This is a genomic window from Nannocystis exedens (genome assembly GCF_002343915.1).
Classification (GTDB): domain Bacteria; phylum Myxococcota_A; class Polyangia; order Nannocystales; family Nannocystaceae; genus Nannocystis; species Nannocystis exedens.
This window is the reverse complement of the sequence record NZ_NETK01000001.1, coordinates 6,441,106-6,467,401: the sequence shown is the minus strand read 5'-3', so window position 1 is coordinate 6,467,401 and position 26,296 is coordinate 6,441,106. Positions and strand designations below refer to the sequence as shown.

General features: G+C 70.5%; 24 protein-coding genes. 9 read left to right on the top strand and 15 right to left on the bottom strand.

All coding sequences use genetic code 11. The features are described from left to right. Positions 1–163: 163 nt before the first annotated feature. The 4 genes from NAEX_RS53915 to NAEX_RS25420 form a co-directional block, all read right to left on the bottom strand. Entirely contained in the window at positions 164–292 is a 129-nt protein-coding gene (locus NAEX_RS53915) for a hypothetical protein (RefSeq protein ID WP_256254023.1), read from the bottom strand. Positions 293–445: 153 nt separating this feature from the next. Further along, positions 446–1,111 carry a TetR/AcrR family transcriptional regulator gene (locus tag NAEX_RS25430; protein WP_096330072.1) on the bottom strand — a complete coding sequence of 222 codons (666 nt, stop codon included), beginning with the start codon at positions 1,109–1,111 and terminating at the stop codon, positions 446–448. A 41-nt stretch (positions 1,112–1,152) separates the two neighbouring features. Next, entirely contained in the window at positions 1,153–1,788 is a 636-nt protein-coding gene (locus tag NAEX_RS25425) for an NAD(P)-dependent oxidoreductase (RefSeq protein WP_096330071.1), read from the bottom strand. Then, the gene (locus tag NAEX_RS25420; RefSeq protein WP_096330070.1) at positions 1,788–1,988 is read right to left on the bottom strand and encodes a hypothetical protein; all 201 of its coding nucleotides are present in this window, start codon (positions 1,986–1,988) and stop codon (positions 1,788–1,790) included. Before NAEX_RS25420 ends, NAEX_RS25425 begins: the two co-directional genes overlap by 1 nt. A gap of 485 nt (positions 1,989–2,473) precedes the next feature. Between NAEX_RS25420 and NAEX_RS25415 the strand changes: the two genes are divergently transcribed. The 5 genes from NAEX_RS25415 to NAEX_RS25395 all read left to right on the top strand — a co-directional run bounded on the left by NAEX_RS25415 (position 2,474) and on the right by NAEX_RS25395 (position 9,575). Beyond that, a complete protein-coding gene (locus NAEX_RS25415; RefSeq protein WP_096330069.1) occupies positions 2,474–3,373 on the top strand; it encodes an ABC transporter ATP-binding protein in 900 nt (299 codons plus the stop codon). Next, complete coding sequence (locus NAEX_RS25410) at positions 3,370–6,954, top strand: ABC transporter permease/M1 family aminopeptidase (RefSeq protein ID WP_096330068.1); 3,585 nt, start codon at positions 3,370–3,372, stop codon at positions 6,952–6,954. The genes NAEX_RS25415 and NAEX_RS25410 overlap by 4 nt, the downstream gene beginning before the upstream one ends. A gap of 167 nt (positions 6,955–7,121) precedes the next feature. Beyond that, positions 7,122–7,439, top strand: coding sequence for an ArsR/SmtB family transcription factor (locus NAEX_RS25405; RefSeq protein WP_096330067.1), 318 nt, complete (start codon positions 7,122–7,124; stop codon positions 7,437–7,439). 11 nt (positions 7,440–7,450) lie between these two features. Continuing rightward, entirely contained in the window at positions 7,451–8,473 is a 1,023-nt protein-coding gene (locus NAEX_RS25400; RefSeq protein ID WP_096330066.1) for an SRPBCC family protein, read from the top strand. Positions 8,474–8,657: 184 nt separating this feature from the next. Next, positions 8,658–9,575 (top strand): hypothetical protein, encoded by a 918-nt coding sequence (locus NAEX_RS25395; RefSeq protein WP_096330065.1) that lies wholly within the window; start codon positions 8,658–8,660, stop codon positions 9,573–9,575. Positions 9,576–9,805: 230 nt separating this feature from the next. On the opposite strand, the gene NAEX_RS25390 is transcribed toward NAEX_RS25395, so the two are convergent. The 3 genes from NAEX_RS25390 to NAEX_RS25380 all read right to left on the bottom strand — a co-directional run bounded on the left by NAEX_RS25390 (position 9,806) and on the right by NAEX_RS25380 (position 12,613). Then, the gene (locus NAEX_RS25390) at positions 9,806–11,116 is read right to left on the bottom strand and encodes a tetratricopeptide repeat protein (protein WP_096330064.1); all 1,311 of its coding nucleotides are present in this window, start codon (positions 11,114–11,116) and stop codon (positions 9,806–9,808) included. A 72-nt stretch (positions 11,117–11,188) separates the two neighbouring features. Continuing rightward, positions 11,189–11,971: a DUF4331 family protein gene (locus NAEX_RS48260; protein WP_100792793.1), complete on the bottom strand. Its 783-nt coding sequence runs from the start codon at positions 11,969–11,971 to the stop codon at positions 11,189–11,191. A gap of 9 nt (positions 11,972–11,980) precedes the next feature. Then, positions 11,981–12,613, bottom strand: a complete 633-nt coding sequence (locus tag NAEX_RS25380; protein ID WP_170136002.1) for a DUF4331 family protein — start codon at positions 12,611–12,613, stop codon at positions 11,981–11,983. A 432-nt stretch (positions 12,614–13,045) separates the two neighbouring features. On the opposite strand from NAEX_RS25380, the gene NAEX_RS25375 reads away from it, so the two are divergent. Further along, a complete protein-coding gene (locus NAEX_RS25375) occupies positions 13,046–13,810 on the top strand; it encodes a hypothetical protein (RefSeq protein ID WP_143140278.1) in 765 nt (254 codons plus the stop codon). Between the two features lie 60 nt (positions 13,811–13,870). On the opposite strand, the gene NAEX_RS25370 is transcribed toward NAEX_RS25375, so the two are convergent. Next, complete coding sequence (locus tag NAEX_RS25370) at positions 13,871–14,440, bottom strand: hypothetical protein (protein WP_096330061.1); 570 nt, start codon at positions 14,438–14,440, stop codon at positions 13,871–13,873. Between the two features lie 379 nt (positions 14,441–14,819). Here NAEX_RS25370 and NAEX_RS25365 point away from each other — a divergent pair, with 379 nt between their 5' ends. Next, positions 14,820–16,508: an IgGFc-binding protein gene (locus tag NAEX_RS25365; RefSeq protein WP_096330060.1), complete on the top strand. Its 1,689-nt coding sequence runs from the start codon at positions 14,820–14,822 to the stop codon at positions 16,506–16,508. A gap of 67 nt (positions 16,509–16,575) precedes the next feature. Then, positions 16,576–16,965, top strand: a complete 390-nt coding sequence (locus NAEX_RS25360; RefSeq protein ID WP_096330059.1) for a hypothetical protein — start codon at positions 16,576–16,578, stop codon at positions 16,963–16,965. 36 nt (positions 16,966–17,001) lie between these two features. Here the strand turns inward: NAEX_RS25360 and NAEX_RS53910 are convergent, their stop codons facing one another. From NAEX_RS53910 to NAEX_RS25345, 3 genes are all read right to left on the bottom strand, one after another. Beyond that, on the bottom strand, positions 17,002–18,021 hold the full coding sequence (locus tag NAEX_RS53910; RefSeq protein WP_096330058.1) for a YdcF family protein: 1,020 nt from the start codon (positions 18,019–18,021) through the stop codon (positions 17,002–17,004). 169 nt (positions 18,022–18,190) lie between these two features. Then, entirely contained in the window at positions 18,191–19,318 is a 1,128-nt protein-coding gene (locus tag NAEX_RS25350; RefSeq protein WP_096330057.1) for a hypothetical protein, read from the bottom strand. A 93-nt stretch (positions 19,319–19,411) separates the two neighbouring features. Continuing rightward, entirely contained in the window at positions 19,412–20,461 is a 1,050-nt protein-coding gene (locus NAEX_RS25345) for a hypothetical protein (RefSeq protein WP_143140277.1), read from the bottom strand. A 363-nt stretch (positions 20,462–20,824) separates the two neighbouring features. On the opposite strand from NAEX_RS25345, the gene NAEX_RS25340 reads away from it, so the two are divergent. Then, positions 20,825–21,310: a hypothetical protein gene (locus tag NAEX_RS25340; RefSeq protein ID WP_096330055.1), complete on the top strand. Its 486-nt coding sequence runs from the start codon at positions 20,825–20,827 to the stop codon at positions 21,308–21,310. Positions 21,311–21,373: 63 nt separating this feature from the next. Here NAEX_RS25340 and NAEX_RS25335 read toward each other — a convergent pair whose 3' ends face one another. From NAEX_RS25335 to NAEX_RS25320, 4 genes are all read right to left on the bottom strand, one after another. Continuing rightward, the gene (locus NAEX_RS25335) at positions 21,374–22,690 is read right to left on the bottom strand and encodes a hypothetical protein (protein ID WP_096330054.1); all 1,317 of its coding nucleotides are present in this window, start codon (positions 22,688–22,690) and stop codon (positions 21,374–21,376) included. After that, positions 22,687–23,505, bottom strand: coding sequence for a Kazal-type serine protease inhibitor family protein (locus NAEX_RS25330; RefSeq protein ID WP_096330053.1), 819 nt, complete (start codon positions 23,503–23,505; stop codon positions 22,687–22,689). The genes NAEX_RS25335 and NAEX_RS25330 overlap by 4 nt, the downstream gene beginning before the upstream one ends. A 33-nt stretch (positions 23,506–23,538) precedes the next feature. Further along, the gene (locus tag NAEX_RS25325) at positions 23,539–25,533 is read right to left on the bottom strand and encodes a hypothetical protein (protein WP_096333729.1); all 1,995 of its coding nucleotides are present in this window, start codon (positions 25,531–25,533) and stop codon (positions 23,539–23,541) included. 289 nt (positions 25,534–25,822) lie between these two features. Further along, complete coding sequence (locus NAEX_RS25320; protein WP_096330052.1) at positions 25,823–26,236, bottom strand: sporulation protein; 414 nt, start codon at positions 26,234–26,236, stop codon at positions 25,823–25,825. Positions 26,237–26,296: the final 60 nt, after the last annotated feature.

The following is a 26,296-nucleotide window of genomic DNA, read 5'->3' as shown; positions in this document are numbered from 1 at the left end:
GTGCGAGCGCGACCTCCGGCGAAAAATTTCGCCCGTCGCGCGCGCTCGCTCGAACTCGCTCCGCGCCGCGAGCGAACGGTCACGCACTCCACACAATGGCCACCGGGCCCCGCGACGGTGGCGCTGCCGGACCCGCGCGGTCCGGCAGCGGAGGCGCCCCTCGTCACTCGTTGACGATCAGCTCCCACGTCATGAACGCCGGCACCGTCGGGCAGCCGGGGTTGTCCTCCTTCGGCGCCGCCTCGAGCGAGAACAAGAAGGTCCCGGCCATCGTCGGCGTACCGGCGCGCACGAAACACTTCCTGACACCTCGCCTCTCCGCACGCACCGCATCGCCCACCGCAGCCGCGCGTCGCTCGAGCAAGGCTCGGCGATCGCGGCTCGATCGCCTCACGCCCCCGGCATCACCCCACGGACCTCGCCGCAGCCGCGCGCTCGTCGCAGCTCACCCTCGCTTCTTCTTCGTCGGCTTGCGCCCCGCCGCGTCGTCGCGCAGGAGCGCCGACGCCAGCATCTCCGCCAACCACTCCTGCCAGCGATCGGCCGACCAGCCGCGCTCGAGCACCAGCAGACGGAACAGCTCGCGACCGGTCATCGCCCACAGCACGTCGCGCGCCGCCTCGACGTCGAGATCCTCGCGCAGCTGCCCCGCCTCGGCCAGCGCCTCGACGACCACGCGCTGGGCCTCGCGGCGGTCGAGCTCGCCCTCGCGCTCGAGCGCCGCCAGCTCCGGCGCCACCACCCCGACCCCGCGCAGCAGCTCCATCTCGGCGCGCTCGCCCTCGTAGACGGTGCGGGCGATCTTCGCCGCGAATGCCAGCCGCTGCGCCGGCTCTGCGGTCGACAGCGCCGCCGTCACCGCCGTCTCGTACGCCGGCCCGAACCGCCCCTGATTGATCAGCTCCGCCACGATCCCGCGCTTCGAGCCGAACGCCGCGTACACCGTCGGCGCGGCCACGCCTGCGGCGCGGGCGATCGCGTCGATCGTCGTGCCCTCGTAGCCGTGCGCCGCCAGCAGCGTGCGCGCGGCCGCGAGGATCTGCTGGCGCGTCGCGTCGGCCTGGCGGCGGCGCGCGGGCGAGTGATACGGACGGGCTTCGGGCTTCGCCATCGCGTCGTCTCGGGCGCGGCCACCATACCGCAGCCGCGGCGTCAGTACGCGACCTCGACCACCGCGCGTACGGTCGCCCGGTCGTCGAGGTGCGCCAGCATGGAGTCGGCGAGGTCCGCGCGAGAGATCGTCGTCGCCCGCGCCAGCGGCGTGTCGATCGCGTAACGATAGCGACCGAGCCGCCGCCCGTTCGTCAGCCGCGGCGGCCGCACGATCGTCCACTCGAGCGAGCTCGAGCGCAGCCTCGCCTCCATCGCCCGCAGGTCGTCGAACGGGTGGCGCAGCAGCGGCTGCAGCACGTGGCGCATGAACAGCCGCGCCGGCCACGACTGCAGCGCGCCGTCGCCGAGCGCGAGCGACGAGACGCAGCTGATCCGCCGCACCCCGCAGCGCTCCATCGCCGCCAGCATGTGGCCCACCGCATCCCGGCAGATCGTCGTCGGCGCGCGCGCGCTGCGAGGCCCGAGCGCCGACAGCACCGCGTCGTGACCCGCGATCGCCGCCTCGACGTCGCCCGCGTCGAGCACGTCGCCGCGGCGCACCGTGAGCCGCGCGTGCTGCAGCTTCACCGCCTCCGGCCGGCGCACCACCGCCGTCACGGCGTGCCCGGCCTGCAGCGCCTGCTCGACCAATTGCTCGCCGGTGCCACCCGTCGCGCCGAACACCGCGAGCCGCATCACGATCCTCCTTGCGGCCGCAGCGGCCCGCTCGGCACCCCCGCCACGCCGCGCAGAACCCGTTCGAACATGCGCAACACCGCCGCCTCGTCGGCGGCCGCCACCTCGGTCTCGGTCATCGCAACCTCCTCGCTGCAGGCCGACAGGCACATCACGACCGCGAGCGCCTGCAGCCTGTCGGGCGTGGTGAAGCTGAGCATGCGAAACAATATTCAATATTGTCGACTAAAGTCAAATGTCCGATTTCGCTCGTGTGGCGCTCGTTTCCGCGCCTCGCACCTCGCCGAAACGCCTGTCTTTTCGAACATGTCTCGAAGCGCATCATGTCGCCCGCGCGACTCCCTGAACCCGGTCAGCGCCGGGCCCAGACCCAGCTCACCGCCACAGCGCGACCACGCTGGCCAGCACCCGCGGGCCCCTCGCCGGCATCGTCGAGTCTTCCATGCGTTGAGCCTTGGCGCGGCCCGCGTGGACGCTCGCACGGTGCCGCGCAGGCGCACGAGGTCGAGCACGCCTGTCCTTCGGGACATTGTCGTGACGACAGGGTGTCGACATTCGAATGTCGACACCACGCATCATTCGTTCAGGGGCCGGCCGGGATCGCCCGCGGCGAGTGCGCCGCCCCAGGTCGCCATCCATCGTCATGGCGCGGGAACCACCGCGAGTGCGCGCTGTCAGGACCGCGATGGCTCCCGATGGTTCTCGACTGACAGTCCGCGATCTCTGTAAGACCTATCCCAACGGCGTACGCGCGCTGAAAAACGTCAACTTGGCGATCTCCGCCGGCATGTTCGGCCTGCTCGGACCGAACGGCGCCGGCAAGTCGACGCTGATGCGCACGCTCGCCACGCTCCAGGACCCCGACAGCGGCGCCGTCGAATTCGGCGCCCTCGACGTCTTGAAGCACAAGGAGCGCCTGCGCGAGGTCCTCGGCTACCTCCCGCAGGAGTTCGGCCTCTACCCCAACCTCTCCGCCGAGACGATCCTCGACCACTTCGCCGTGCTGAAGGGCGTGATCGACCGCCGCGAGCGCGCCGCCCAGGTCGGCGCCCTGCTCGAGCAGACCAACCTCGCCCCGGTCCGCAAGCAGGCCGTGGGCGGCTTCTCGGGCGGCATGAAGCAGCGCCTGGGGATCGCCATCGCCCTGCTCGGCCGCCCGCGCCTCGTGATCGTCGACGAGCCGACCGCCGGCCTCGACCCGACCGAGCGCCACCGCTTCCTCGACCTGCTGGGCGAGATCGGTCAGGACATCGTCGTCATCCTCAGCACGCACATCGTCGAGGACGTGCACGAGCTGTGCAGCCAGTTCGCGATCATCAGCCACGGCGAGGTGCTGTACGCCGGCTCGCCGGCGGCGGCGGTCGCCGGGCTGCGCGGGCAGATCTGGCGCCGCGTCACCACCCGAACCGAGCTGCCGGAGCTGCAGCGCGACCTGCACGTGATCGCGACCCGCCTCGTCGCCGGTCGTCCCCTCGTCCACGTCCACCACCCCGAGTCGCCCGGCCCCGGCTTCGAGCCGATCGAGCCCGACCTCGAGGACGTGTACTTCTTCCACATCACCGGCCGGACGCGGAGGGCGCCGTGACCCAGCTCCTGAGCTTCGCCCGCCACGAGCTGGCGTATCACCTGCAGCGGCCCGTCACCTACTTCTACATGCTGGCGGTGCTGCTGCTGGCGTTCCTGTTCACGGCCACCGGCTTCGCCAGCATGGTCTTCGGCGGCGCCGTGAACCTCGACGCGCCGTGGCTGCTGAACCGCAGCGTCGCGCACGTCACCCTGATCGGCTCGGTCCTCGTGTCCGCGATCGCCGGCACCGCCGTCCTCCGCGACTTCGAGTTCAAGACCCACGAGCTGCTGTTCACCACCCGCCTGCGCAAGTCGAGCTTCGTGTTCGGCCGCTTCCTCGGCGCCTACGTCGTCAACCTCCTGGTGTTCTCCTGCAGCGTGATCGGCCTGTGGCTCGGCGCGCACATGCCGTGGCTCGACCCCGACAAGCTCGGGCCGTACGTCCCGGGCGCCTACCTGGTCCCGCTCGTCTTCTACGTCGTGCCCAACACCTTCCTGCTGTCCGCGCTGTACTTCGCCGTCGGCGTGCTGACCCGCAGCTACATGGCCGTGTACGTGCAGGGCGTAATGTTCTTCCTCGGCTACTCGATCGCCACGGAGTCGCTGAGCAAGCTCGACAACGAGCTCTTCGCCGGCCTGCTCGACCCGTTCGGCCTCGCCACCACCGACCTCGCCGAGCGCTACTGGACCATCGTCGAGAAGAACACCCTCGTCACCGCGCTCGAGGGCCTCCTGCTCTACAACCGCCTGCTGTGGATCGGCCTCGCCCTGCTGGCGCTCCTCGCGGCCCACGCGGTGTTCCGCATGGACGCCGCTCGCGGCATCCGCGGCCGCAAGCCGCGGCGCTGGCTGGAGCTCGAAGGCGTCGCACGCCGGCCCGCGCCGCTGCCGGTCGTCACCCCGCGCCGGGGCCTCGCCGTCGACCTCACGCGCCTGCTCGCGCAGGTCCGCTTCTACTACCTCGGCCTCGTGCGCGACCGGACCTTCCTCGCCTTCGCCGCGGTCGGCGTGCTGTTCACCGTCCACGGCTCGAGCTACGCCGACGTCTTGTGGGGCACCCCCACCTGGCCGGTCACGTACGCGATGATCGACGTGATCCGCAACCACGCCCGCCTGTTCTTCATCATCCTCGTCCCGCTCTACGCCGGCGAGTTGATGTGGCGCGAGCGAGCGCTCCGCAGCGACCAGCTGCTCGACGTCACCCCGACCTCGCCGACCGCCGTCCTGGTCGCCAAGCTCGTCTGCCTCGCCCTCGTGTACGCCACCCTGATCGCGGTGATGATCGCCGGCGGCGTCCTGGTCCAGACGATGAAGGGCTATCATCATTACGAGCCGGGCGTCTACCTCGGCGTCCTCTACGGCTTCTACTGGCCCGAGCTGGTGCTGCTCAGCATGCTCGGGGTGTTCTTCCAGGTCGTCGCCGACCACAAGTACCTCGGCCTGCTGCTGGCGTTCGTCTACTGGGTCCTGGTCCAGGCCTTCGGCGCCTGGGGCATCGACCACAACCTCCTGCGCTTCGCCTGGTCCCCGCAGGTCGAATACTCGGCGATGAACGAATACGGCCCGCACGTCGCCGCCGCGGCATGGTTCAACCTCTATCACTTCGCCTCTGCGGTGCTGCTGCTGGTCCTGGCCCGCCCGTGGCTCGTGCACGGCACCCCGGCCGGCCTGCGCGACCGCGTCCGGCTGGCGCGCGCGCGGATGAACCGCCGCTGGGCCGCCGCCCTCGCCCTCGCCTGCGCCGCCTGGCTCGGCGTCGGCGGCTACGTCTACTGGAACACCAACGTCCGCAACATCTACCGCAGCAGCGAAGACGAGGACGCGCTGCGGGCCGAGTACGAGCGCAAATACAGCCTGTACCAGGGCTCGCCCCAGCCGCACGTCGAGGCCATCGACGTCCGCGTCGACATCTTCCCCGAGCGCGGCCACGCCACCGCCGTCGGCCGCTTCAGGCTCGTCAACCGCCACGCCGCCCCGATCGAGACCGTCCACGTGCTGCTCCCCCACGAGCTCGAGATCCGGGCGCTCGAGTTCGACCGCCCCGCGACCCTCACGGAGGCGGACGAGCGCATCCGCTACCGGATCTATCGCCTCGCCGAGCCGCTGGCGCCGGGCGCCGAGATGAGCCTGCGCTTCGACATCGCCGACCTGCGCGAGGGCTTCGGCAACCTCGGCCGCAACACCGCCCTCGTCGCCAACGGCAGCTTCTTCACCCAATTCGCCTTGCTGCCGAGCTTGGGCTACCAGAGATCGCGGGAGCTCGACGACGACGACCGGCGCAAGGAGCAGGGCCTGCCCGAGCGCCCGCGGCTGCCGTCGATCGACGACCCGCGCGCGCGCGACGGCTTCGCCAACGAGCCCGCCACCGACTGGATCGAGTACACCGGGACCGTGTGTACCGCCGGCGACCAGATCGCCGTCACCGCGGGCGAGCTGCAGCGCGAGTGGACCGAGGGCGACCGGCGCTGCTTCGCCTACGCGCCCGACAGCAAGATCCGCGCCTCCCTGCCGTTCCTCTCGGCCCGCTACGAGGTCCTGCGCGACGCCCACGACGGCGTCGCGATCGAGGTCTACTACCAGAAGGGCCACGAATACAACCTCGCCGCCATGGTCGAGTCGGTCAAGCGCTCGCTCGACTATTGCAAGCAGAACTTCGGCCCCTACCCGCACCGCCACTTCCGGATCCTCGAGTTCCCGCGCTACGAGAAATTCGCCCTGGCCACCCCGGGCACCATCCCGTACTCCGAGAGCATCGGCTTCATCGCCCGCGTCCGCGCCGACGACCCCGAAGACCTCGATTATCCGTACTTCGTCACCGCCCACGAGGTCGCTCACCAGTGGTGGGCCTACCAGGTCGCCGGCGGCCACGCCCAGGGCATGTCGATGCTGACCGAGTCGCTGGCCGAGTACACCGCCCTGATGGTCATGGAGAAGCGCTACGGCCCGCAGGCGATGAAGCGGTTCCTCGCCCACGAGCTGCGCGGCTACCTCACCGGCCGCGCCGGCGAGAGCAAGGCCGAGATGCCGCTCGCCCTCAACGAGTTCCAGATGTACATCCACTATCAGAAGGGCTCGCTGGTGTTCTACGCGCTGCGCGAGTACATCGGCGAGGAGCGGGTCAACGCCGCCCTGGCCGCCTTCCGCGACGAGTTCGCCTACAAGCCGCCGCCGCTCCCGACCGCGCGCGACCTGGTCGCCCGCCTCCGCGAGCAGACCCCGCCCGAATACGCGTACCTGATCGAGGACCTGTTCGAGACGATCACGCTCTATGACAACAGGGTCCTCGAGGCCACCAGCGAGCCGCTCGCGGGCGGCAAGCACCGCGTCCGCTTCAAGGTCGCGGCCCGCAAGCTGCGGGCCGACGGCCTCGGCGTCGAGACCGAGGTCCCGCTGGCCGACTACATCGACGTCGGCGTGTTCGCGGCCCCGGGTCCGCGCGACTACGAGATCGGCGCGCCGCTGTGGCAAGAGCGGCGGAAGTTCACCGCCGGCGAGATGGAGCTCGACGTCGTCGTCGAGGGGGCGCCCCACCGCGTCGGTATCGACGGGCGCAACCTCCTGATCGACCGCAACCCGAAGGACAACACCGCGGCCCTGTGACCGCCCGCCGAGCAGGCCCGAAGACCATGTCTTCAGGGACAGCTTCGGCCTTGCTCGCGACCTGCGCATTTCCGCGCATTCACCGCCACGCGGGCTCCTGGGCCCCCCTGGGGCCCGCACGATTTCGCGCTTGCAACATTCACCCAAATGGGTGAACATCTTCGCGCATGAGCCTCGACCACACCCTGTCGGCGCTGGCCGACCCGACGCGACGGGCCATCTTTCAGCGGCTGAGCGGGGGCGAGGCGCGGGTCACCGACGTCGCGGAGCGGTTCCCGATCTCGCTCAACAGCGTCTCGAAGCACATCCGCGTGCTCGAGCGCGCCGGCCTCGTGCGCCGGCGCGTGGCAGGCCGCGAGCACCTCCTCACCGCCGACCGCAGGCCCCTCGACGAGCTGGCGGCATGGGTCGAACAGACGCGCGCGTTCTGGTCCAGCAGGCTCGACGCGCTCGAGGCCCTGCTCGCCGAAGACGACCCCGATTGAAAGGAGCGACGATGAACGACCACGGACAGATCCTCGAACCCGGCACCGTACGCCTCGAGCGGGTGCTCCCCGGCCCCATCGAGCGGGTCTGGCGCTACATCACCGAGTCCGACAAACGCGCCCGCTGGCTCGCCGCCGGCGAGTTCGAGCTGCGGGCCGGCGGTCGCGCCGAGCTCCGCTTCGACCACGCCTCGCTCTCACACGAGAAGGCCTACCCCGAGCGCTACAAGAGCGCCGAGGGGGCGCACGGCGTCGAGACGGTGCTCGCCTGTGACGCGCCGCGGCTGCTCAAGCTCACCTGGGGCGGCGCCGCCGAGGTGTCCTTCGAGCTCACCCCGGTCGACGACAAGGTGCGCCTCCTCGTGACCTCCCGGCGCCTGGCCACCCGCGACGACCTCGTCGGCACCGCCTCCGGCTGGCACGCCCACCTGGCGCTCCTCGACGACGTGCTGGCGGACCAGCCGCCGCGCGGCTTCTGGTCGACGCACGAGGTCGCCGAGCGGGACTACGCCCAGCGCATGGACGTCATGGACGAGTACTTCCGCTGGTCGGCGAGCACCGGCCGCGAGCTCCGCGATCACGGCAGCTCGTGGTCGTCGCTGCTGCGCCGCCGCCTCGACGCGCCGATCGAGCGCGTGTGGGCGGCCTGGACCGACCCCGCGGTGATCCCGAAGTGGTTCGGCAAGCCGAGCGGCGCCTTCGCGGTCGGCGGCACCGTCGTCCTCGACCTGTCGCAGCCGCACCCCACGACTTGCAAGATCCTCGCGTGCGAGGCCCCGACCCTCCTGCGCACCACCTGGCGCTACGGCGACTGCGGCGAGAGCGAGGTCGAGCTCCGCCTCGCGCGCGACGGCGCGGGCACCCTGCTCGAGCTCGAGCACTTCGCCTGTCGCACCGCCGACGAGGCCCGCGGCACCGGCAGCGGCTGGGAGGTCGCCATCCTCTACCTCGACAACTTCCTCCGCGACCTCGCCCAGCCGAGCGACATCATGTTCCCGGCGATGGACCACGTGTGGACCACGGTGCCCGGGTGAACTGCCCGGACGAGCATTGTTGGGAGAATGCGGGCGAGCGGCGGCCTCATGCCCTCGCCCGGTCCTCGGACAATATCACGACATGTCCCATCGGACATGTTCGTGGCCGACGCGCAGGCTCGCGCGCCGTCCGCTGCAGCCGCTTGCGCGCCGCGCCGGGCGCCGGCTATCGTTTCGCCTCGAAATGTCTCCCCTGAGCGACGAGGAGCTGGAGCGGCAGATCGCTGCTGCCATCGAGGCCGAGGAGCCGGCGGCGCTGCTGGCGATCGACCGGGCGCACGCCCTCACGCTCCCGCAGCTCGAGCGGCTCGGCCAGGCGCTCGTCGACCTCAACGACGAGCTCGGCATCGACGACGACGACCCCGGGCCCCTGCTCGTGCGTGCCGCCATCCTCCGCCACGGCCGCGCCGTCCCGTGGACCTTCACCCGCGGCCGCGCCAGCTACACCCTCAACGGCGAGCAGCCGTGGTCGATCCTCGACGCGATCGCCTTCGGCGAGGCCTGGGACGAGGGCCTCGAGCTGACCGCGCCGGCCACCGCTCGACTCCCGTGGCCGAAGGAGCTGGCCGCCCGGCTCGCGCTCGACTACACCGCCGACCTGCTGCGCGACCTGTGCGGCGCCTGCGACGACGACACGCGCAACCTCCTGCTCGCGCGCCTGGCCGACTTCCGCGGCGCGCTCGCCGGCGACGACGTCGAGCGCCAGCGACAGATCGCGCAGGAGGTCCGCGAGCTCGCCAAGAGAGCCGAGCGGATCGCCGAGCGCTGCGCCGACGCGGCCGAGGCGGCCGACACCGACCCCGCGCTCAACGAGCGCGCCTACGCGTGGGAGGGCGCGCGGCTCGCCTGCCTCGCCGTGCAGAGCTGCATCGCCGGCCCGCACGAGGCCCTGGGCGAGCTGTTCGAGCTGCGGCGCCAGGCGATCTATCCGATCCACGCGGCCGAGCACGACCGCGACCGCTGGTACTCGCGGGCGATGGCCGAGTACGATCAATTGCTTTACGGCGACGAGCTCGTCCCGCACGCGCTCGCGCGCATCGGCCAGCTCTTGCGCGCCGCCCTCGACGACTACATCGCCGCGCTGCCGCTCGCCCCCGCCTGACTTCAAGGGCGCTCCCCTCGGCCGCGTGCCAGGCAGTCCTTTCGGACATGCCCGTTGGGACAGGCTCGATCGCGACCGCCCAGGTCGCAGCCGCAGGCGAGGAGCGGGACCGGGCGGAGCGACGCGATCAACTCATCAGCCCATCGACGCCGGGCGCGCGCTCGCGTGTACGCTCGTGCGAGCTCGCGCGACGGGTGCGGGAGATCTCGCTGCGGCCGCGCGCGGCCGCGTCAGTGCGAGTGGTCGTCGCTCGAGTAGCGCGGGTTCATCGCCAGCAGCAGCGCCGTCTGCTCCTCGGCCGCCTGCGTGTGGCCCAGCATCGCGTGGGCCTTCGCCGCGACGTCGTGCAGCCGGGGCGTGCGGTACGGCGAGGCGAGCGCTCGCTCCGCCACGGCCAGAGCCTCGGCCGGCTGGCCCATGTTCAAGAGTGCATGCGCGAGGGACACCTGCGCGTCGCCGCCCGGGCGGTTCGCGTGGTTCGCCCGCGCCAGCTCGAGGGCTCGCTCCGGCGGGCCGAATTGCAGGTAGTGGTGCAGCGCGTGGCCCATCGCCGACTCGGGGAAGCTCGCGAGCTGCTGCTCCCAGCGCGCGGCTGCTCGCGCGATCAGCTCCTCGGCCCGCTGTGACTCGCCGGTGTGGCGGTACAGCGACGCGAGCGCGTCCATGTGCTGCGGCAGGTCGGCCGTGCGGACCAGCTCTTCGTAGATCTCGATCGCCCGCGCGTGGTCGTCGCGACGATTGTGGATCTCGGCGATGTGCTCCTGCACCAGCCACCAGCCGGTGAGCTCGGCGTCGGCGTCCTGCAGGTGCTTCAGCCCGAGCCGCAGATCGCCGCGCTCCATCGCCACGATCCCGAGCTGCAGCTTCATCCACGCCCGTCGCCGCGGGTCGTTGGCGCCGGTCGCCTCCAGCGCCTCGGCCAGCAGCGCCTCCGCCTGCGCCGGATCGCCGGTCTTCGCGTGGTACAGCGCGAGCTCGGCGGTCGCCGCCACCGGCGCGGCCGCGGCGACCGCGGACAGCTCCGCGAACGCGGCCTCGTACTGGCCGCGCTGCACCGCGATCTCTGCGCGCAGCACTCGCGCGCTCGTCTGCTCGTCGCGCCGGGGCACCGCGCGGCGGTCCATCATGTCGAGGTATTTCTCGGCCTCGCCGAGGCGATGGATCGAGAAGTTGAAGCGGGCCGCCAGCAACAGCGGACCGCTGCCCGGCGGCGCCATCGAGAACGCGTCGTCGAGGACCGCCTGGACGCGGGCGAAGTCGTGGACCTGATGGGTCAGCCCGGCGCGCTCGAGCAGCGCCGAGCCGAGGTGCATCCGCGTCAACCAGTCGCCGGGGCGGCCGTTCGCGCGCTTTTGCAGGCCGTCGATGCGCCGGTCGATCGCGTCGAGCAGCGCCGCATAGCTCGGACCCGCCGACGCGGCGCGCGCTTGCGTGGCGACGACCGACGGCGCCGACGTCCCGCCGCGGAAGACGAGCTGTGAGACGAGCGCCGAGGCAGCGAACGCGAGGACGGCCGAGACGAAAATCGTTTTGCGGTCCATGACTGTCGCTTCGAGGCCGCGAAAGGCTCCCCGGGAGGTTGGCACACCCGGGGAGCGGTCGACAAACGCCGGCTACGGCGCGGGGTGCGGCGGGGCCAGGAACGGGAACTCGGCCTTGAACGGCACGTCGTTCTCCGGCGGGTTCAGCGGCAGGTCGGCGAACAGCGTCAGCGGCTGGTCGGGACCGAGCTTGAGCAGCACGGCGGCGAGGGTGATGTCGACGACCGGGTCCGTGAGCGCGCGGCCGTTCGGGTAGCCGGTCGGCATGCTCGGGTCGTACTTGATCGTGTCGGGCACGATGACCGGCCCGGCCTGCGCGACCGTCTCGTCGATGGTCGCGGGCACCAGGCCCAGCGCCATCAGGTCGTCGTCGAACGAGTCGTGGAAGAACTGCACGCTCATGGCGATCTCGGACAGCCACATGCCCGCGGCGTCCTCGACCGGGTTGCTGGCGTTGTAGTCGTCGCGGATCGAGAGGTCCCCGCCGCCCAGGCCCAGGCCCAGCGCCGCGGCGATGCCGGCCGTACCGGCCTCGACCGCGCCGTGGCGGTCGATCTGCGTGTAGGCGTCGAACGGCTCGGTCGGGAACACGAACCCGTCGTCGCCGGTGTCGGTCGTGCCGTCGGTGGTCGTCGGCGACGTGGTCGTCGGCGCCGTCGTCGTCGTCTCGTCCTGCGTCGTCTCGGTGCCCGTCGTCGGCCCGGTGGTGTCGGTCGTCGGCGCCGTGGTGTCGGTCGTCTCGGCCGTCCCGGCGGTCGCGTCGGTGTCGGTGCTGGCGCCGCCGTTGTCGCCGCACGCGGCCGCGAAGAGCAGCGCCGCCGTGAGGACTGCGTGGATGGATCCGTGGTTCTTCATGGTGGCCTCCTACTCCTTCCTCGCGGAGGTGGCCCACACCTGGATCGGGTTCCCGCCGGTGAGCACGTCCGTGTCGATCTCGATCGCCGCCGCGGTGACGTTGTACCCGGCCAGGAAGTCGCGGTTGTTCATGAAGCCCACCATCCCGCTGTCGAGCGCCTCGAGGTAGCCCTGAGCGTCGAAGAAGAACGGGTCGTCGGCGTGGCCCGTCCACACGCGGGCGAACTGGCCGGCGTCGAAGACCGTCTCCACCGGACCGACCGCCGGCGCGTCCGTGCCGGGGATGCCCGTCCACTGGATGCCGATCTCGTCCTTCGCGTTGGTCCCGTAGCGCCAGTAGAAGGTGAGGTCCGCCTCGTTGTCGCCGTCGTTGTCGACTTTGATGGCGTAGAGGGCGTTGCCGTCGTACAGCGCCGAGTCGTCCGGCTGCGGGCGGCTGTCGTTGAAGCCGGCCCAACAGACGATGATCGTCGTCTTGTTGTCGCCGCTCTCGAAGACATACACGTCGGTGAGGTCCTGCGCGGCGTCCATCTTCACCAGCGGCGACTCGTCGTGGTCGGACGCGCGGACGTTGGAGGTCCACCAGCTCCCCCCGCAGATCGCAGCCACGGCGACGACCGCCAGCCCCGTTTTCGCTCTCAAGTTCTTGTACATCGAGCCTCCTCGTCCGGCCGGGCCCGCCAGAGCCGCGACCGTCGTCAAGTCGAGAGCATCCTACTCCTCTGCGAGTGCTTTGGATCTCCGGCCGGCGCGACGCCTGTGAAATTCTCTCGGGCGACGACGCGCTTCGGCTCAATCGCGCGACGCGACCGCGCAATCGGCCGCGCCCGCGCCGAGTCCGCCTGCGTCGGCCGATGCGGGCCAACATGGGAGTACGAACGTGACGGCCGAACGGATCGGTAGCAGGCTCAACAAAATTTTTGCCGGTACCCACCGGCCGAATACGAGCATTCGATCGCACATTCGTAAACCTTGCGAAGCGCAAGCGCGCGGCCGACGGGCCGGTTCGGAGCGTGTAACGTCCGGCGCCTCGTTACGATATCCTCCCCGACACACCTACGAAGGATGCTCCTGATGCGAAAGGCAGCTTGGATTTTCATCTCCCCGCTGATTCTCGGCCTCGTCGCCTGCGGCGACAGCGGGAACGCAACCACCGAGTCCACCACAGACGGCACGACGCAGCCGGCCACCATGGGGACGACGGACACGACCACGGACGACACCGCGACGACCACCACCGGCACGGACACCACGAATCCGACGACCGGGCCGGACACGACGACGACGTCCCCGACGACGACCATGACGGCGACGACCGACGACACGACGACCGACACGACGACGACCGGCGGCGAGCTCACCTGCGAGGCGTACTGCGGGATCTACATCGACGCGTGCGTCGACTTCGCCGAGTACGACAACATGCAGGCCTGCCTCGACCAGTGCGGCCAGTGGCCGGTCGGCACGCCCGCCGACACCGCCGGTGACACGCTCGGCTGCCGCCTCTACCACGTGACGGTCGCCAGCACCGTCGACGCCAACGAGCACTGCCCGCACGCCAGCCCGAACGGCGCCGGCGTGTGCGTCGACGCGGCCGCGCCGACCTGCGAGGAGTACTGCACCGAGTACTTCGCCAACTGCACCAACGACCTCAACCTCTACAACGACGAGGCCGACTGCCTCGATCAGTGCAGCCACTGGTACCCGGGCACCACCGCCGACACCGCCGGCGACACCGTCGGCTGCCGTCTGTACCACGCCGGCGTCGCGGAGACCGACGACGCGACCCACTGCCCGCACGCCGGCCCGGGCGGCGCCGGGGTGTGCGTCATCCAGTGATCGCCGCGCGACGACGATGAATGACGCGAGCGCGACGACGAGGTCGTCGCGCTCGTTTTTTTAATGGGGCCGATTGCCCACACCCGATCGCGGAGTGTGGTCAATCGATGACGAGGCCGCCACTACGGCTCTGGCGCGGCCGACGACGATGGAGCGAGAGGCCACCAGCCACCACAGCAGCACATCATCATAATTCCAGTTCGTCGCCGCCGCCGCCGCGACGTGGAGCGAGCGTGCGGCGCATGTACGCCAGCTTGAAGATCGCCAGGCCTCGTCGCCGACCTGCGGCAGCCCGGTGACGTCGCGGTATCCGTGGGTCCACACCTCGTCGGCGATCCCGATCTTCCCGGCCAGGTCGCTGAGCGCGTGCAGCATGCCGCCGGCGACGACGGTCATCGCCCCGCCGACGACGTCGCCGACGCGGCGCAGCGGCTCGAGCCATTGCGAGCGAGCGGCCGGCGGCGCGTCGCCGTCGCACGCCGGCGTCGACGGCCGCGGCCCACTCGCCAGCCGCTCCGCCGCCACGAGCTCGAAGAAGTGCTCCGGCGGAGGGATCGCCGCGTCGGCGCCGGCCAGCGCGCACGGCCACGCGCGCGCCGCCCTGGCCTCCCAGTCGCCGGCCGCCGGCACCCCCGTGAGCGCGGCGCGGTAGCACGCCGCAGCCTGCGCATGCCGCCCCTGCAGGAAGTACGCGTCGCCGAGCAGCGCGGCGGTGTGACCGCTCGCGTCGTCCTCGGCGCAGCCGCACAGGAGCGCCTCGGCGCCGGCGTCGTCGCGGCCGCGGAGCCGGGCCGGGGCCTCCGTCGTCAGAAGCGATCGGGCCCGTTCGTCGACGGCTCGGGTTGCGCCATCGAGTCTTCCACGCCGAAGCGGCGACGAGGGCTAACCACGCCGCCTCTACCGGCGAAATCCCGACGCCCGCGCTCGCCCGCGCGCATGACCGTTCGGCCAGGTCCGAAACCACTCGCGGGCGATCGCATCGAGACGATGTTCGGCCTACCATCTGCACATGCGCCGCAGCTTACCCCTTGGCCTCCACGTCCTCGTCTGTGCCTGCGCCGCTGCGCCCCCCGCCACCACCGAGGGCGGCACGACGACCGGCACGACCTCGCTCCCCGCCACCACCGACACGACCACGAGCCCGGCCACCACCGAGGCGTCGACCTCGACCTCGACCGTGAGCCCGCCCACCACCTCGACCACCGCCGAGCCGACCTCCACCAGCACCACCGGCAGCGGCGCCAAGTTCGACCTCGGGGCCATGCCCGACATCAACGACACCGGGCCCGTCGACGAGAGCACCTGCGAGCTCGCGGCGATGAACCTGACCAGCGCCGGCTGCCTGTTCGCGCCGACCGTGGGCGACAGCGACACCGACCTGCCGTGGGCCGTCGTCGCCGCCAACACCAGCGGCAACGTCGACGCCAACGTCACCCTCTACGGCGCCGCCGGCGAGGTGATCGAGGCCGCCGTGGTCGCGCCGAAGCAGCTTCACACCTTCATCCTCCCGGCGCTGTCGGCCGCGCTGACGCAGCACGCGATGCCGGTGCAGACGGGGATCCTCAAGCAGGTCCTGCGGCTCGAGAGCGACGTGCCGGTGGTCGCCTATCAATTCAGCCCGTACTCGTCGTCGCAGGTGGCGACCGCCGACGCCTCGCTGCTGCTCCCCGCGCACGCGTGGGGCCAGGACTACCTGGTGCCGAGCTATCACAACAGCGACTTCTCGGCGAGCTGGGTCAGCATCATCAGCATGGTCGACGGCAATCAGGTGACCGTCGAGATGCCGGCGACGATGCAGGGCGGGACGGAGGGCGGCGGCGGCGTCCCGGGCCTCGGCGGCGGCGGCAGCACCACGCACACCGTCGACGCCCAGCAGGCGCTGCGGATCGTCTCGCCGAGCGGCAGCGTCGCCGACTTCACCGGCATGCGCGTCAGCAGCACCGCGCCGGTCGCCGTCATGACCGGCTCGCCGGCGATGAGCCTGCCCGGCCCCGGCATGAATTATTATAAAGACTACCTCGAGGAGCAGGTGCCGCCGCGCACCGCGTGGGGCAAGGACTACGCGGTGGTCAAGTTTCGCCCGCGCAGCGACGAGCCCGACCTCTACCGCTTCATCGCCGACAAGGACGGCACCGTCCTCACCTTCACCGGCGACCACCAGGGCGAGGTCACCCTCGACGAGGGCCAGTTCCACGAGCTGCTCACGCCCGCCTCGTTCCGCGTCGAGGGCACCGAGGCGTTCATGGTCGCCCACTACATGCTGAGCCAGGACCAGTCGAGCGGGCCCAAGAACGACGCCGAGTACCCCGGCGCCTTCATCTCGAAGAACTGCGACATCCCCTCGCAGGACACCACCGAGCTCGGCGACCCCGCGATCACCTTCATCCCGCCGACCGCCCAGTACCGCAACAACTACACCTTCCTCACCCCCGAGACCTACGGCTGGGACATGCTCACGGTGGTCGCCCCCGAGGCCGGCTGGGACACGCTCGAGCTCGACGGCGCCGCGCTGCCGGCCCCGACCCCGCTCGGCGTCGGCGACCTCGCCTACGCGCGCTTTCTGATCCCCGACGGCCCGCACGACATCCGCAGCCAGTCGGTCAAGTTCGGCATCGAGGTCTACGGCTACGATTGCCGGATCAGCTACGCCTACCCCGGCGGCCTCAGCCTCGGCGAGATCAACCAGCCGCCGGGTTGACGCCGATCGGCCGCGCGCGAAAGATCTTCGCGACCGGCGTCCGCCCGGGCGGGCGCTACACTGAGACATGCTCCCGCCCGCCCTCAGCCCGCGCTGGCTCGTCGTCCTCCTCGTCACCGCCGCGCTCTGGACCGGTCTGGCGATGCTGGCCGCCTACCTCAACACCGGCCAGCCGCCCACGCTCGAGACCCTGCGCGGCGCCTCGCTGTCGCTGCTGCTGATCGCCGGGCCGCCCGCGCTCCTCGGCTTCCTCGGCGCGCGCATGGGCTTTTTGTTCGCGCAGATCGGCCTGCTGATCGGCTACCTGCTCCTGCTGCGCGCCTTCGCCGGGCCCAACACCGGCGGCTTCGAGGACCTGGCGGCCGTCGCCACGTTCCTGATGCTCGGCGCGATCGGCCTCGGCCTCGGGACGGTCCTCGACATCGGCCGCTGGTTCGTCGGCAAGCGGCGCCCGTGATCCCGCCGCGATCGCCGATGGTCCTCCGCGCCCCGTCTACCGCCCCGGCAGGAACGGCGCCAGCCAGGCCGCATAGTACGCCAGCACCTCGCGGCCGACGAACCACGGCTCCTTGAGCAAGCGCCGGCTCATCGTCGCCGGCACCGTGTATGCCAGCACGCCGGCGCGCTCGAACAGCAGCTTCACGCGCGGCTGATGATAATAGTGGCTGACGGCGAGCACCCGCCGGACCCCGCGCTGCTGCAGCCATTCGGCCGTCTGTTCGACCGTCGCCGCCGTGTCGACCCCGAGCTCGTCGAGCACGATCGCCGACGCCGGCACCCCCGCCGCGACCGCGCGGGCCTTCATCGCCTCCGGCTCCGAGGCCCCGTGGCCCTCGTCGATCGCCCCGCTCATGATCACGACCGGCGCCAGCCCGCGGTGGTACAGCCGGATGCCCTCGTCGACGCGGTCGGCCAGCGCGAGCGACGGCGTGCCGTCCGAGTAGACCCGCGCGCCGAACACCACGATCGCGTCGGCCTCGCGGGCGTAGCGGGTCGGGCCGAACGTCAGCATCAGCAGCAGCGGCAGCGCCAGGGCCACCGCCGCCGCCGTCGCCAGGCCGCGCGCCACCTGTCCCGAAGACCATACCCGAGGCGGCCCCGGCCGCGCCGCCGCGCGGGCCAGCGCCAGCGACAGCGCCAGCACCAGCACCGAGCTCGGGAACGGCAGCGGCGTGGCGATCCGCCCGCCCACCAGCAGCGCGAAGTAGACCGCCGTGTCCCACGCCGCCGCCGCCGCGACCGCCAGCAGCGTCGCGACCGCGAGCACCCGGACCGAGCGCCGGCGCAGCGGCCCGAGCCCGCGGGCGATCAGGAGCGCCGCCAACATGGCCTTGAAGACAGATGAACCTGTCCCCTCGGGCAGGCTGATCCACGCCCCCGTGACGTCGAAACGCGGCCCCGCGACCAGCGACCCGAGCGCGTTGAGGCCGACGAACACGCCGAGCGCCAGCGCGACGTCGGGCAGCCACGCGCGGGCGCGAGCGCGGGGGCCGTCTCGGTCGTCGGGGCGCATCGTCGTCCCCTACCACGCGCCGGCGCGCGCCGACATTCCCGGCGCGGCGGCGATCGGGTGAATCTCCTCGTCTGCGCCGGCCGGCTGTCGAGATCTGCGCAGGCCGGGCGGCAAGCGCGCCTCCTCATTGTCTCTCAAGACACGCTTGAAAAGATATTGAGGCCCCAACTCACGGCGGGAGTGGGCGGAATTCTAGCTTCAAGTTCGCGATCATCCCCGGCTCGGCGGCGTCCGCCGGGAGACCTACTCGTAGTAGATGACGACCAGGGCCCAATCGATTGATACCTGGAACTCCGTCGCTGACGAGGATGTTTCCAGACTCCGTCCCGACGCAACCATCGAGTACGGCGAAAATTCCCGCCGTCTCGCTCGTCACCGTGCTGGCCGTGAGCGTGTAAATTCCAGCCTCCGGCACGTCGAGCACGAAGTCCTTCCACCGGCTGGGGACCCCTTCTACGAGCCCCTCGCTCCAGAAGAAGCCGTCTCCGCAGGAGCCACGCAGCGTTACCTCCAGATCGCCTGGGTCCGGCCATGGAACCTCCTCGCCGTCGCAGTACCATGGGAATTGCCCGGTAATCGGCTGCAGTTCCATCTCCATCAACGCCGAGCCAAGATTTTCCCCCAAGGCTCGCTGATAGGCCGCCGTGAATTCCTGTAAACGCGCGTCCCACGGCACCTCCTTCCGGAGGCGTTTGAAGCCATCCACTCCGTGCTTCTGGATCACAGAGCCCACGAAATGCATGGCGAGCCCGTACTGGGTAATCCCCTCCTCGAGCATTGCCGAGAATTTCTCGGCAAAGCCGTCCAGAGTGCTCGTGCCCATGCTCGCACTTGTGCGGCTCAAGTACTCCGCCAGTCCTTCGGCGAAAATGGAATGGCCACGACCCAGACCTGCGTTATCCACGGCATGCACGAATTCATGGAACGTCGTTTGCACCCCGAACGGTAGGGTCGAAGGAATGTACCCGTTGCTCGAGATTGTGGTATAACAAGCAGTGTCGGATGAACAGGGCCAATCCTCCTCCTCGGGTAGGATCGGATACCATACATAGACGATCGGCTCGGCGGGTACGGCGACCTCGAGGAACTCGGCGGTCTCCTCGATGAAGCGATCCATCTCTGCCAGCTTCTCGCTCATGCATACCTGCGAGGGCTCGGCCCAGGTGCCGTATTCGATGTATTTGCTGGTCGCTACGATCTCGGGCAACGGCCACGGCGACGCGTCTGGCTCCCGGCAAGCACCGGTGACGCTCGCGACGAGCGCGAGGACGAAGGCGTGCGTGAGGCTCCGGGTCAAGGATCTTTTTGTGCCAGGATGATGCGACGAGGTCAAGCCTCCGGGTGCGTCGGGAGCACCCGGGCGGCTGGCGTGGGGCGTTTTTGGCGACTGCTACGGGGCGAACTCGGCATGCACACTGAAGTCGACCAGCGAGTGCTCGCCTTCGGCCGAGAAGGTCAGCCCGCCGTCGAGCGTCCCGAACACGTATCCACGGACGATGTGCTCCTCCAGGTAGCTCCCATTCTCCCCGGCAACCTCGGTACCCGACACGCTGCCCGTCACGGTGAACACCAGTGAATCGGGCGGGAAGATCGCATACTCGAAGTTCGGCAACCAAATTCCCAGCGTCGGCTGCTTGAGGTGGATCTCAACGTCACTGAAGGTTTTCGTGACGGTCCCAGCGCCGGGCACCGCGATCGTCGCCGAGAACGCCGAGGCTGCCGACAGATCGAGTTGCGCGAGGTAGATGGGACACGCGACCTCGCCAACCCCGCAAAGCGGCGCCGTGTAGGCGGCCTCGCCGGTCAGAGCTCGGGTCGTCGGGGCGGTCTGGGCGTTGCCCAGCACCGTGACGGAGGACGCCGAGGGCACGGTCTCGAGCAACGTGTCCGCCGTGTACCGCACGGTGGGGGTCGGCGGAGTACTAAGTGCATCTTGGACTTCAAGACTGAAGAAGTCGAAGCAGTCCTCCCACAAGTCGCACGACAGTGCCGATGCATCGTTGGCAGCGAGGGTTCCCAGCTCCTGTTCGACCACCAGCATGTTCAGTGTATCCGGAGCTGTACATGTCTGGGGCCCGGGCTCCTCGTCCACGCCGGACCAGTTCTCCTGCTTGCACACGTATCCCTCCTCGGAGATGTTCTTGCAGCGTGCGACGCATGCGTCTTTGGCCTCGGTTTCCCAGCCAACAGCCGGATCGACGTAGGCACAGCCGTTGTACCAATCCGGCTGTTGTGCAATCCCACCGATCACATGATAATTCTTGTTCGGACCTTCATTCCAACAGCGGAAGTTGTAGATCGCCGGAGGGCAGAGTGAAAAATTTGTTTTACAGCTCTCCACCGGCTCGGGTTCGGCCGTGTCGCTCGTCTTTGGGCCACCACCCCCGCAATTACAAAGTCCGACCACCATTACCCCAAGAACCACCATATTCGACTTCATGTTCCTCCGATCATCCTCGCCATCGCGGGCGCTCCGACGACCACTGCCGTCGTGTTCCGCGAAAGCGGGCTACCAGCGATCGAGCCGGAAGCGATAGCTCGATACGAATTGACAACATGCATTTTCTCACAGCCTCCGAAGGCCACGCATTTAGCCCATTGCCGATCTCACCGCGTTGGCGAAATGAAGGCACTTCACTTCCTGTGTATCGCCTTCTCCGGATTTTTCCTTGCCCAATCATCCGCGGCCCCCCAGCTTGACGGCTGAGAGGGACTCGCGCGACCACGGATGCCTATTCTCTAACAACCTAAGCCTACTAAAACACGAAGATGGACCGCCGTAGGTCGCCAGTTTGCCCCCCGTGTGTATGAGTGCCTCGACTCGATCAACCACGTGATCGCGTGGACGTCGATGATGGACAACACCAGCACGTTCCAGCACAGCTACGCCAGCGCGGTCGCGGGGATGGACAACACCAAGATCACGGTCACGCCGAGCACGGTCACCGCCGCCGGCCCGGGCGTGCCGGCCGGGCAGCCGGGCGTGCCGTTCGAGCTCACCCTCAACGAGGGCGAGGTGCCCTCGACGTGGATCAACGATGTCGGGGTGTTCACCCGCGAGGCCGGCGCCACCGTCACCATCGACGGCGTGCCGATCCCCGACGCCCAGTGGAACCCGGTGGCCGACAGCAACTACGAGGTCGCCCGCGTCCCGCTCGGCGACGGCGTCCACGTCCTCGACGGCGGCGACGTCCCGTTCAGCGTCATCATCATCGGCTGGGACCAGCACGACAGCTACTCGTACCTCGGCGGCACCGGCACGAAGATCGTCAACCCGACCACGATGTGACTTTAAGACATGTCCTGAAAGGCATGGCGCATCGGCCATGCCCTTCAGGACATGCTCTTTCGCTCAGCCTCCCGACAGGCGGCCCAGCCACGGCCGGGAGCTGCTGCCGTCCTCGCCGAGGAAGCTGCCGCTGACGACGACGGCGCCGCTGCTGGTGAACGCCGCGGTGTGGCCGCCGCCCCAGCTGAACGGCGGGCCGAATTCGTGCTCGAAGCTCCACAGCAGCGCCCCGTCGGCTCCCATCAGCCCGACCCACAGGTCGCGCCGCTGGCCCCACTCGTTGTCGGGCTGGGGCGGCTTGTCGGTACCGCCGACCAGCAGCAGCGCCCCGTCGCAGCGGAGCGCGCCGCCGAAGCGGATGTCGTCGGTGCTCTCGACCGGCAGCGGCTGGCTCCACTCGACCGCGCCGTCGCCGGCGAACTTGCGCAGCGAGAACGTGAGGCCCGGGTTCGCGTCGAGCGACCCGGTCAGGTAGGCCGCGCCGCCCGGGACGGCGAACACCGAGCCCGGCTTGAGCTCGTCGCCCTCGAACTCGACCGACCAGGCCGGGGCCCCGTGGGCATCGAAGCGGCCGACCCACAGGCGTTCGGGGCTCTCGAGGGTGTCGGCGAGCACCGCCGAGCCGTCGGCGCCGACATCGAAGCGGACGCGGTAGCTGAGGAAGTCCGGCGTCGCCAGCGGCACCTCGGCTTGCAGGTTGCCGAACGCGTCGAGCCGGACGTGCTGGACCGGCTGGTTGTGGGCCCACTCGACCACGACGATCGACTCGCCGTCGGCCGCCAGCCTGCCCTCCGGGAAGTACGTGCCCCACGGCTCGACGGGCGCGCGCTCGCGCTCCCAGCGCCACACGTGCGCGCCGTCGGGCGCGTAGCGCAGCACCACCAAGCGGGCGTCGAACGTGCCCATCGTCTCGGCGACGACGTTGAGGATCACCTCGCGCACCAGCACGTGGACGAACCCTTCCGGGTCGACCGCCACGTCGAGCAGGTCGTCGTCGTGGCCGTGGGCGCCGGCGTAGACGTCGCTCCACACCTTCGCCCCCTGGGCGTCGCGCAGCTCGACGAACGCGTCGTCCGTCGTCGTGCCGCCGGCGAGCACCACCGAATCTTCCGGCCCGGCCGCCAGCGCCGGGAGGAAGCCCGGCAGCATCGCGGCCGACTGCGACCACTCGAGCGCGTCGCCGAGGTCGCCGGGCTCGCAGGCCGGCGCCGGCTCGCCGGTGCTGCTCTCGCCGTCGGTGCTCGTCGGCGCGCCGCTGCTGCCGTCGGTCTCGGAGCCGCCGCTGCTCGTGCTGCCGTCGTCGGTCTCGGACTCGCCGCCCCCGCCGCCGCAGGCGAGCAGGAGCGACACGGAGAGCGCCGCGTATTTCGCCGACGTCATGACCGCAGCCTCCGCCGCCGCGCCGCCAGCACGAGCAGCAGCGCCAGCGCCGGCGCGCCCGCGGCGTCCTGTCCCAAAGAGCAGCCCGACTTGCGCTGGTGCTCGCCGTCGTGCCCGTCCGACTCGGAACCGGACCCGCTCGAGCTGCCCGGCTGCTCGCCGCTCGAGTCACCGCCGCTCGACTCGCCGCCCGTCGAATCGCCGCCCGTCGAGTCGCCCGGGCCGGTGCTGGTGCCCGCGTCGGGCCAGTCGCTCGTGGTCTCCTCGGCCTTGCACACGCCCTCGTGCGCGATCGCCACGTTCGCGCACGTCTCGGCGTAGCAGGCGTTGCCGTAGGTCTTGCCGTCGACGCCGCAGACCGGCGCGTACTCGTCGCCGCAGCCGCAGTACTCCGGCTGGATCCGCGCGCACTCCTCGGCCGTCAGGCCGCTCTGGGCGATCCACCCCGACAGGGCCGGGTGGGTCATGGCGAGCAGGCGGGCGTTGTTCTCGCGCTCGGCGATCTCGCCGGCCACCTCGGCGAAGCCCGACTCGATGACCAGGTGCCCGACGGCGCACGCGACCCCGTCCTCGTCGATGAAGAACGGCACCCGCTCGCCGATGAAGTCGGGGTTCTTCGGGAACAGCCCGCCCAGGCGATACGCGTGCAGGCGGTCGAGGTTGCGCGCGCGCTCGGCCTGCAGCGCGGGCGGCAGGTGCGACGTGTCGCGCGCCCGCAGCTCCGTCTCGACCGTCTCGAGGTGTTTTTGGATACGCGCCCGGTCGGCGTCGACCTGGCCCGTGACTTCAAGTACCAAAAAAATCAATCCAAGCATTCCGCCACAGCGAAGCACCCCGGGGCGGGCGCGTCAAGGCGGGGGCGCGCCGGCGCCCTCGAGCGCGGCCTCGGTGGCGCGCAGCAGCGGCTCGGCGGCCACCGGCGCACCGGTCGCTTGCGTCATCCACAGGTCGGGCGTCAGCGCCCCGAGCGAGGCCATGCGCTCGAACTCGGGGCCGAGCTTGCCGGACTTCTGGATGTGCTCCTCGATCTGGAACGCGATCAGGTGGCCGAGCGGGTAGTCGGACAAATACAGCGGATACGAGATCATGTGGCTGTAGATGCCGAGCAGCGGCGTGCCGGGGCTGCCGAGCACCGGCGCGTAGTAGCGGTCCCACACGTCCTGGGCGATCTTCACCACCGCCTCGCGCAGCTCGGCCGGGGTCGCCTCGGGGTGGTCGTACATCCAGTGCCAGGCGGCGACGTCGACCAGGGCGACGCCGGCGATCTCGAAGGTCGCCCAGAAGTCGGCGAGCACGCGCTCGCGCTCGCTCGCCGGGTCGGGCTTGCCGACGCCGAGCAGCTCGAGGTCGCGGGCCTGGAACACGAACGCGAGCGCCTCGGTGAACGCGTTGTTCGGCACGCCGGCGAGCAGCGTGTGGTCGACCGAGTACAGCGAGAACACCTGCTCGACGTTGTGGCCGAGCTCGTGGACGGCGATGTTGTAGCCCTTGTAGTCCATGCCGCCGGCGCCGACGCGGGTGCGCAGGTGGGGGAAGTCGCCGCGGCGCAGCGACTGCAGCGCGTGCCCGGCCCCGCGCGACGGGTCGACGAGGATGTGCTCGGCGAGGAACTTGGCCTTCGCCGGCGCGAACCCGAGGCCCTGGAGGAGCCGCGGCATGTCGCGGGCGAACGCCTCCGCGGTCGGGTAGCGGGCCTTCGTCCGCTCGTCGAGCTCGGCCTCGGCGTGGGCCGCGTTGCCGCGGAAGCCGGCGTACCACAGGTCCTGCGGCCCGAGCTCGCGGCCGAGGCGCTGCTTCATCAGCGCGGCCGTGCGGGCCACCAGCGGCGACGTCAGCACCTGCTCGAGCAGCGCCCTGACGCGGGCCTCCGGCAGCTCGCGGCCGAGCTCGAAGCTGCGGGCGATCGCCGTCGGGGCGATCGGCACGTACTTGTCCTCGTGGCGGGCCGCGTGGAAGTTGGCGAGCAGCTTGCGGTAGCGGACGTCGTCCTCGCGCGCGCCGTCGAGGACCACCGCGCGCGGCGGGGCGTCGGCCTCGACCTCGCTCGCGGGCGCGGCGCTGACGGCGTTGGTGAACGGGTCCCAGTCGACGTGCGGGTTGTCGATCACCGCCGCGGGGATCGTCTGGGTCACGATCCGCTCCATCACCTTGACGATCATCTGCTGCTTCTTCAGCCCGTCGGGGTCGGCGTAGCGGCCCTTGAGCTCGTCGCGCAGGTTCCAGTGGCTGATCAGGCGCAGGCCGGACGGGAACGGGCGCGCACCTGTCTCATCGACCAGGTGGTGCATCCAGATGTTGTACTGCGAGATGTACAGGTCGGCGTCGGCGGTGGCGCGGGTGACGGCCTGGCGCACCTCGGCGGGGACGCGGCGGCCGAAGCGGGACCCGAGGCGGACCTCGGCCCACTGCTGGCGGCTGTACTTCGGGCCATGTTCGCTGCGCTCGGCCAGGGTCGTCAGCGGGAAGTTGAGCAGGACGACGAAGCCGACCTTGGCCTGGAACAGGTCCTCGGTGACGTGGGCGAACGGGTCGTAGGTGGCGAGCAGCGGGTCGACCGCCAGCAGCGGGCCGGTGTCGACGTCGGTCGCGCGGCGGACCTCGCGGCCGACCTCGTGGGTGTGGCCGTCGATCTGCTCGAACACCGACTCGAGGCGGGCGAACGTGGCCGCCAGCGCGACCGGCTCGCTGATGAAGTGCTCGCGCACGAACGCCGCCAGGTCGCCGTCCTCCGGGCGCCACAGCGCTGCCACTTGCGACAGGCCGCGCTCGATCCGCGCGCGCTGGCCCTCCCCGTGCTGGCGCAGCAACTCGGACGTCAGGGCCGTGAGGTCGGGCGGGGTCATCGGCGGGCTCTCCGGCGCCGCGGGGGTGGCCTCCGGCGCCGCGGCGACGGGCGGCGGGGGGGCGGCCGGCTCCGACTTCGCCGGCGGCGGACCCGCCGCGGGCCCGCGGTCGCACGCGAGCGCGAGCACGAGCGGGGCCAGGGACCGGAAATTGCAGCGACGAAAGGGAGCGGGGGCGGACACGACCGGGCGAGTGTATCCAACCGGGCGCGTCTCGGACCTGTCCGAAGAGACAGACCTGCAGCGAACGGCCGGCGAGCTCGAGCGGGCGGCGCGGCCGCGGAGAACTTCAGGCGACCACGTCGACCAGGGCGCTGGCCTTGGGGTGGCGGCCGGAGGCCTGCAGTTTGGCGGTGACGCGGTAGCGGCGGTGGGTGGCGGAGGGCTCGAGGTCGGGGGGCAGGCGGAGCACCACCGGCACTTGCAGACGCTCGCCGGGGGCGAGGGAGCGGCCGAGGGGGATGGTGACGGCGGCGGCCTCGCGCCAGAAGTCGAAGTCGCCGTGCCTGGGGTTGTCGTAGATGAGGCGCTCCTCATCGAGGCGGAGGAGCACGCCCTCGAGGTTGACGTCATGCTCGCCGCCGACCAGCTCGAGGGTGCCGCGGAGGTCCTCGCCGGCGCGAACAGCGGTCTGCAGGTCACGGAGGGCGATCCCTTCCCCGTTGCCGACGATCGCGTGCTTGATCCGGTCGATGAAACTCATGGCTACCCATGGCTCTGTAGCACCGCATGATGCATCCTTCATCTGAACCTATCTTCCTGT

Excerpts from the sequence above, each read along its gene's own strand:
- NAEX_RS25430 (WP_096330072.1), bottom strand. The coding sequence starts at position 1,111 with ATGGCGAAGCCCGAAGCCCGTCCGTATCACTCGCCCGCGCGCCGCCGC.
- NAEX_RS25425 (WP_096330071.1), bottom strand. The coding sequence starts at position 1,788 with ATGCGGCTCGCGGTGTTCGGCGCGACGGGTGGCACCGGCGAGCAATTG.
- NAEX_RS25420 (WP_096330070.1), bottom strand. The coding sequence starts at position 1,988 with ATGCTCAGCTTCACCACGCCCGACAGGCTGCAGGCGCTCGCGGTCGTG.
- NAEX_RS25415 (WP_096330069.1), top strand. The coding sequence starts at position 2,474 with ATGGCTCCCGATGGTTCTCGACTGACAGTCCGCGATCTCTGTAAGACC.
- NAEX_RS25405 (WP_096330067.1), top strand. The coding sequence starts at position 7,122 with ATGAGCCTCGACCACACCCTGTCGGCGCTGGCCGACCCGACGCGACGG.
- NAEX_RS25400 (WP_096330066.1), top strand. The coding sequence starts at position 7,451 with ATGAACGACCACGGACAGATCCTCGAACCCGGCACCGTACGCCTCGAG.
- NAEX_RS25395 (WP_096330065.1), top strand. The coding sequence starts at position 8,658 with ATGTCTCCCCTGAGCGACGAGGAGCTGGAGCGGCAGATCGCTGCTGCC.
- NAEX_RS25390 (WP_096330064.1), bottom strand. The coding sequence starts at position 11,116 with ATGGACCGCAAAACGATTTTCGTCTCGGCCGTCCTCGCGTTCGCTGCC.
- NAEX_RS48260 (WP_100792793.1), bottom strand. The coding sequence starts at position 11,971 with ATGAAGAACCACGGATCCATCCACGCAGTCCTCACGGCGGCGCTGCTC.
- NAEX_RS25375 (WP_143140278.1), top strand. The coding sequence starts at position 13,046 with ATGCGAAAGGCAGCTTGGATTTTCATCTCCCCGCTGATTCTCGGCCTC.
- NAEX_RS25365 (WP_096330060.1), top strand. The coding sequence starts at position 14,820 with ATGCGCCGCAGCTTACCCCTTGGCCTCCACGTCCTCGTCTGTGCCTGC.
- NAEX_RS25360 (WP_096330059.1), top strand. The coding sequence starts at position 16,576 with ATGCTCCCGCCCGCCCTCAGCCCGCGCTGGCTCGTCGTCCTCCTCGTC.
- NAEX_RS53910 (WP_096330058.1), bottom strand. The coding sequence starts at position 18,021 with ATGCGCCCCGACGACCGAGACGGCCCCCGCGCTCGCGCCCGCGCGTGG.
- NAEX_RS25345 (WP_143140277.1), bottom strand. The coding sequence starts at position 20,461 with ATGAAGTCGAATATGGTGGTTCTTGGGGTAATGGTGGTCGGACTTTGT.
- NAEX_RS25335 (WP_096330054.1), bottom strand. The coding sequence starts at position 22,690 with ATGACGTCGGCGAAATACGCGGCGCTCTCCGTGTCGCTCCTGCTCGCC.
- NAEX_RS25330 (WP_096330053.1), bottom strand. The coding sequence starts at position 23,505 with ATGCTTGGATTGATTTTTTTGGTACTTGAAGTCACGGGCCAGGTCGAC.
- NAEX_RS25325 (WP_096333729.1), bottom strand. The coding sequence starts at position 25,533 with ATGACCCCGCCCGACCTCACGGCCCTGACGTCCGAGTTGCTGCGCCAG.
- NAEX_RS25320 (WP_096330052.1), bottom strand. The coding sequence starts at position 26,236 with ATGAGTTTCATCGACCGGATCAAGCACGCGATCGTCGGCAACGGGGAA.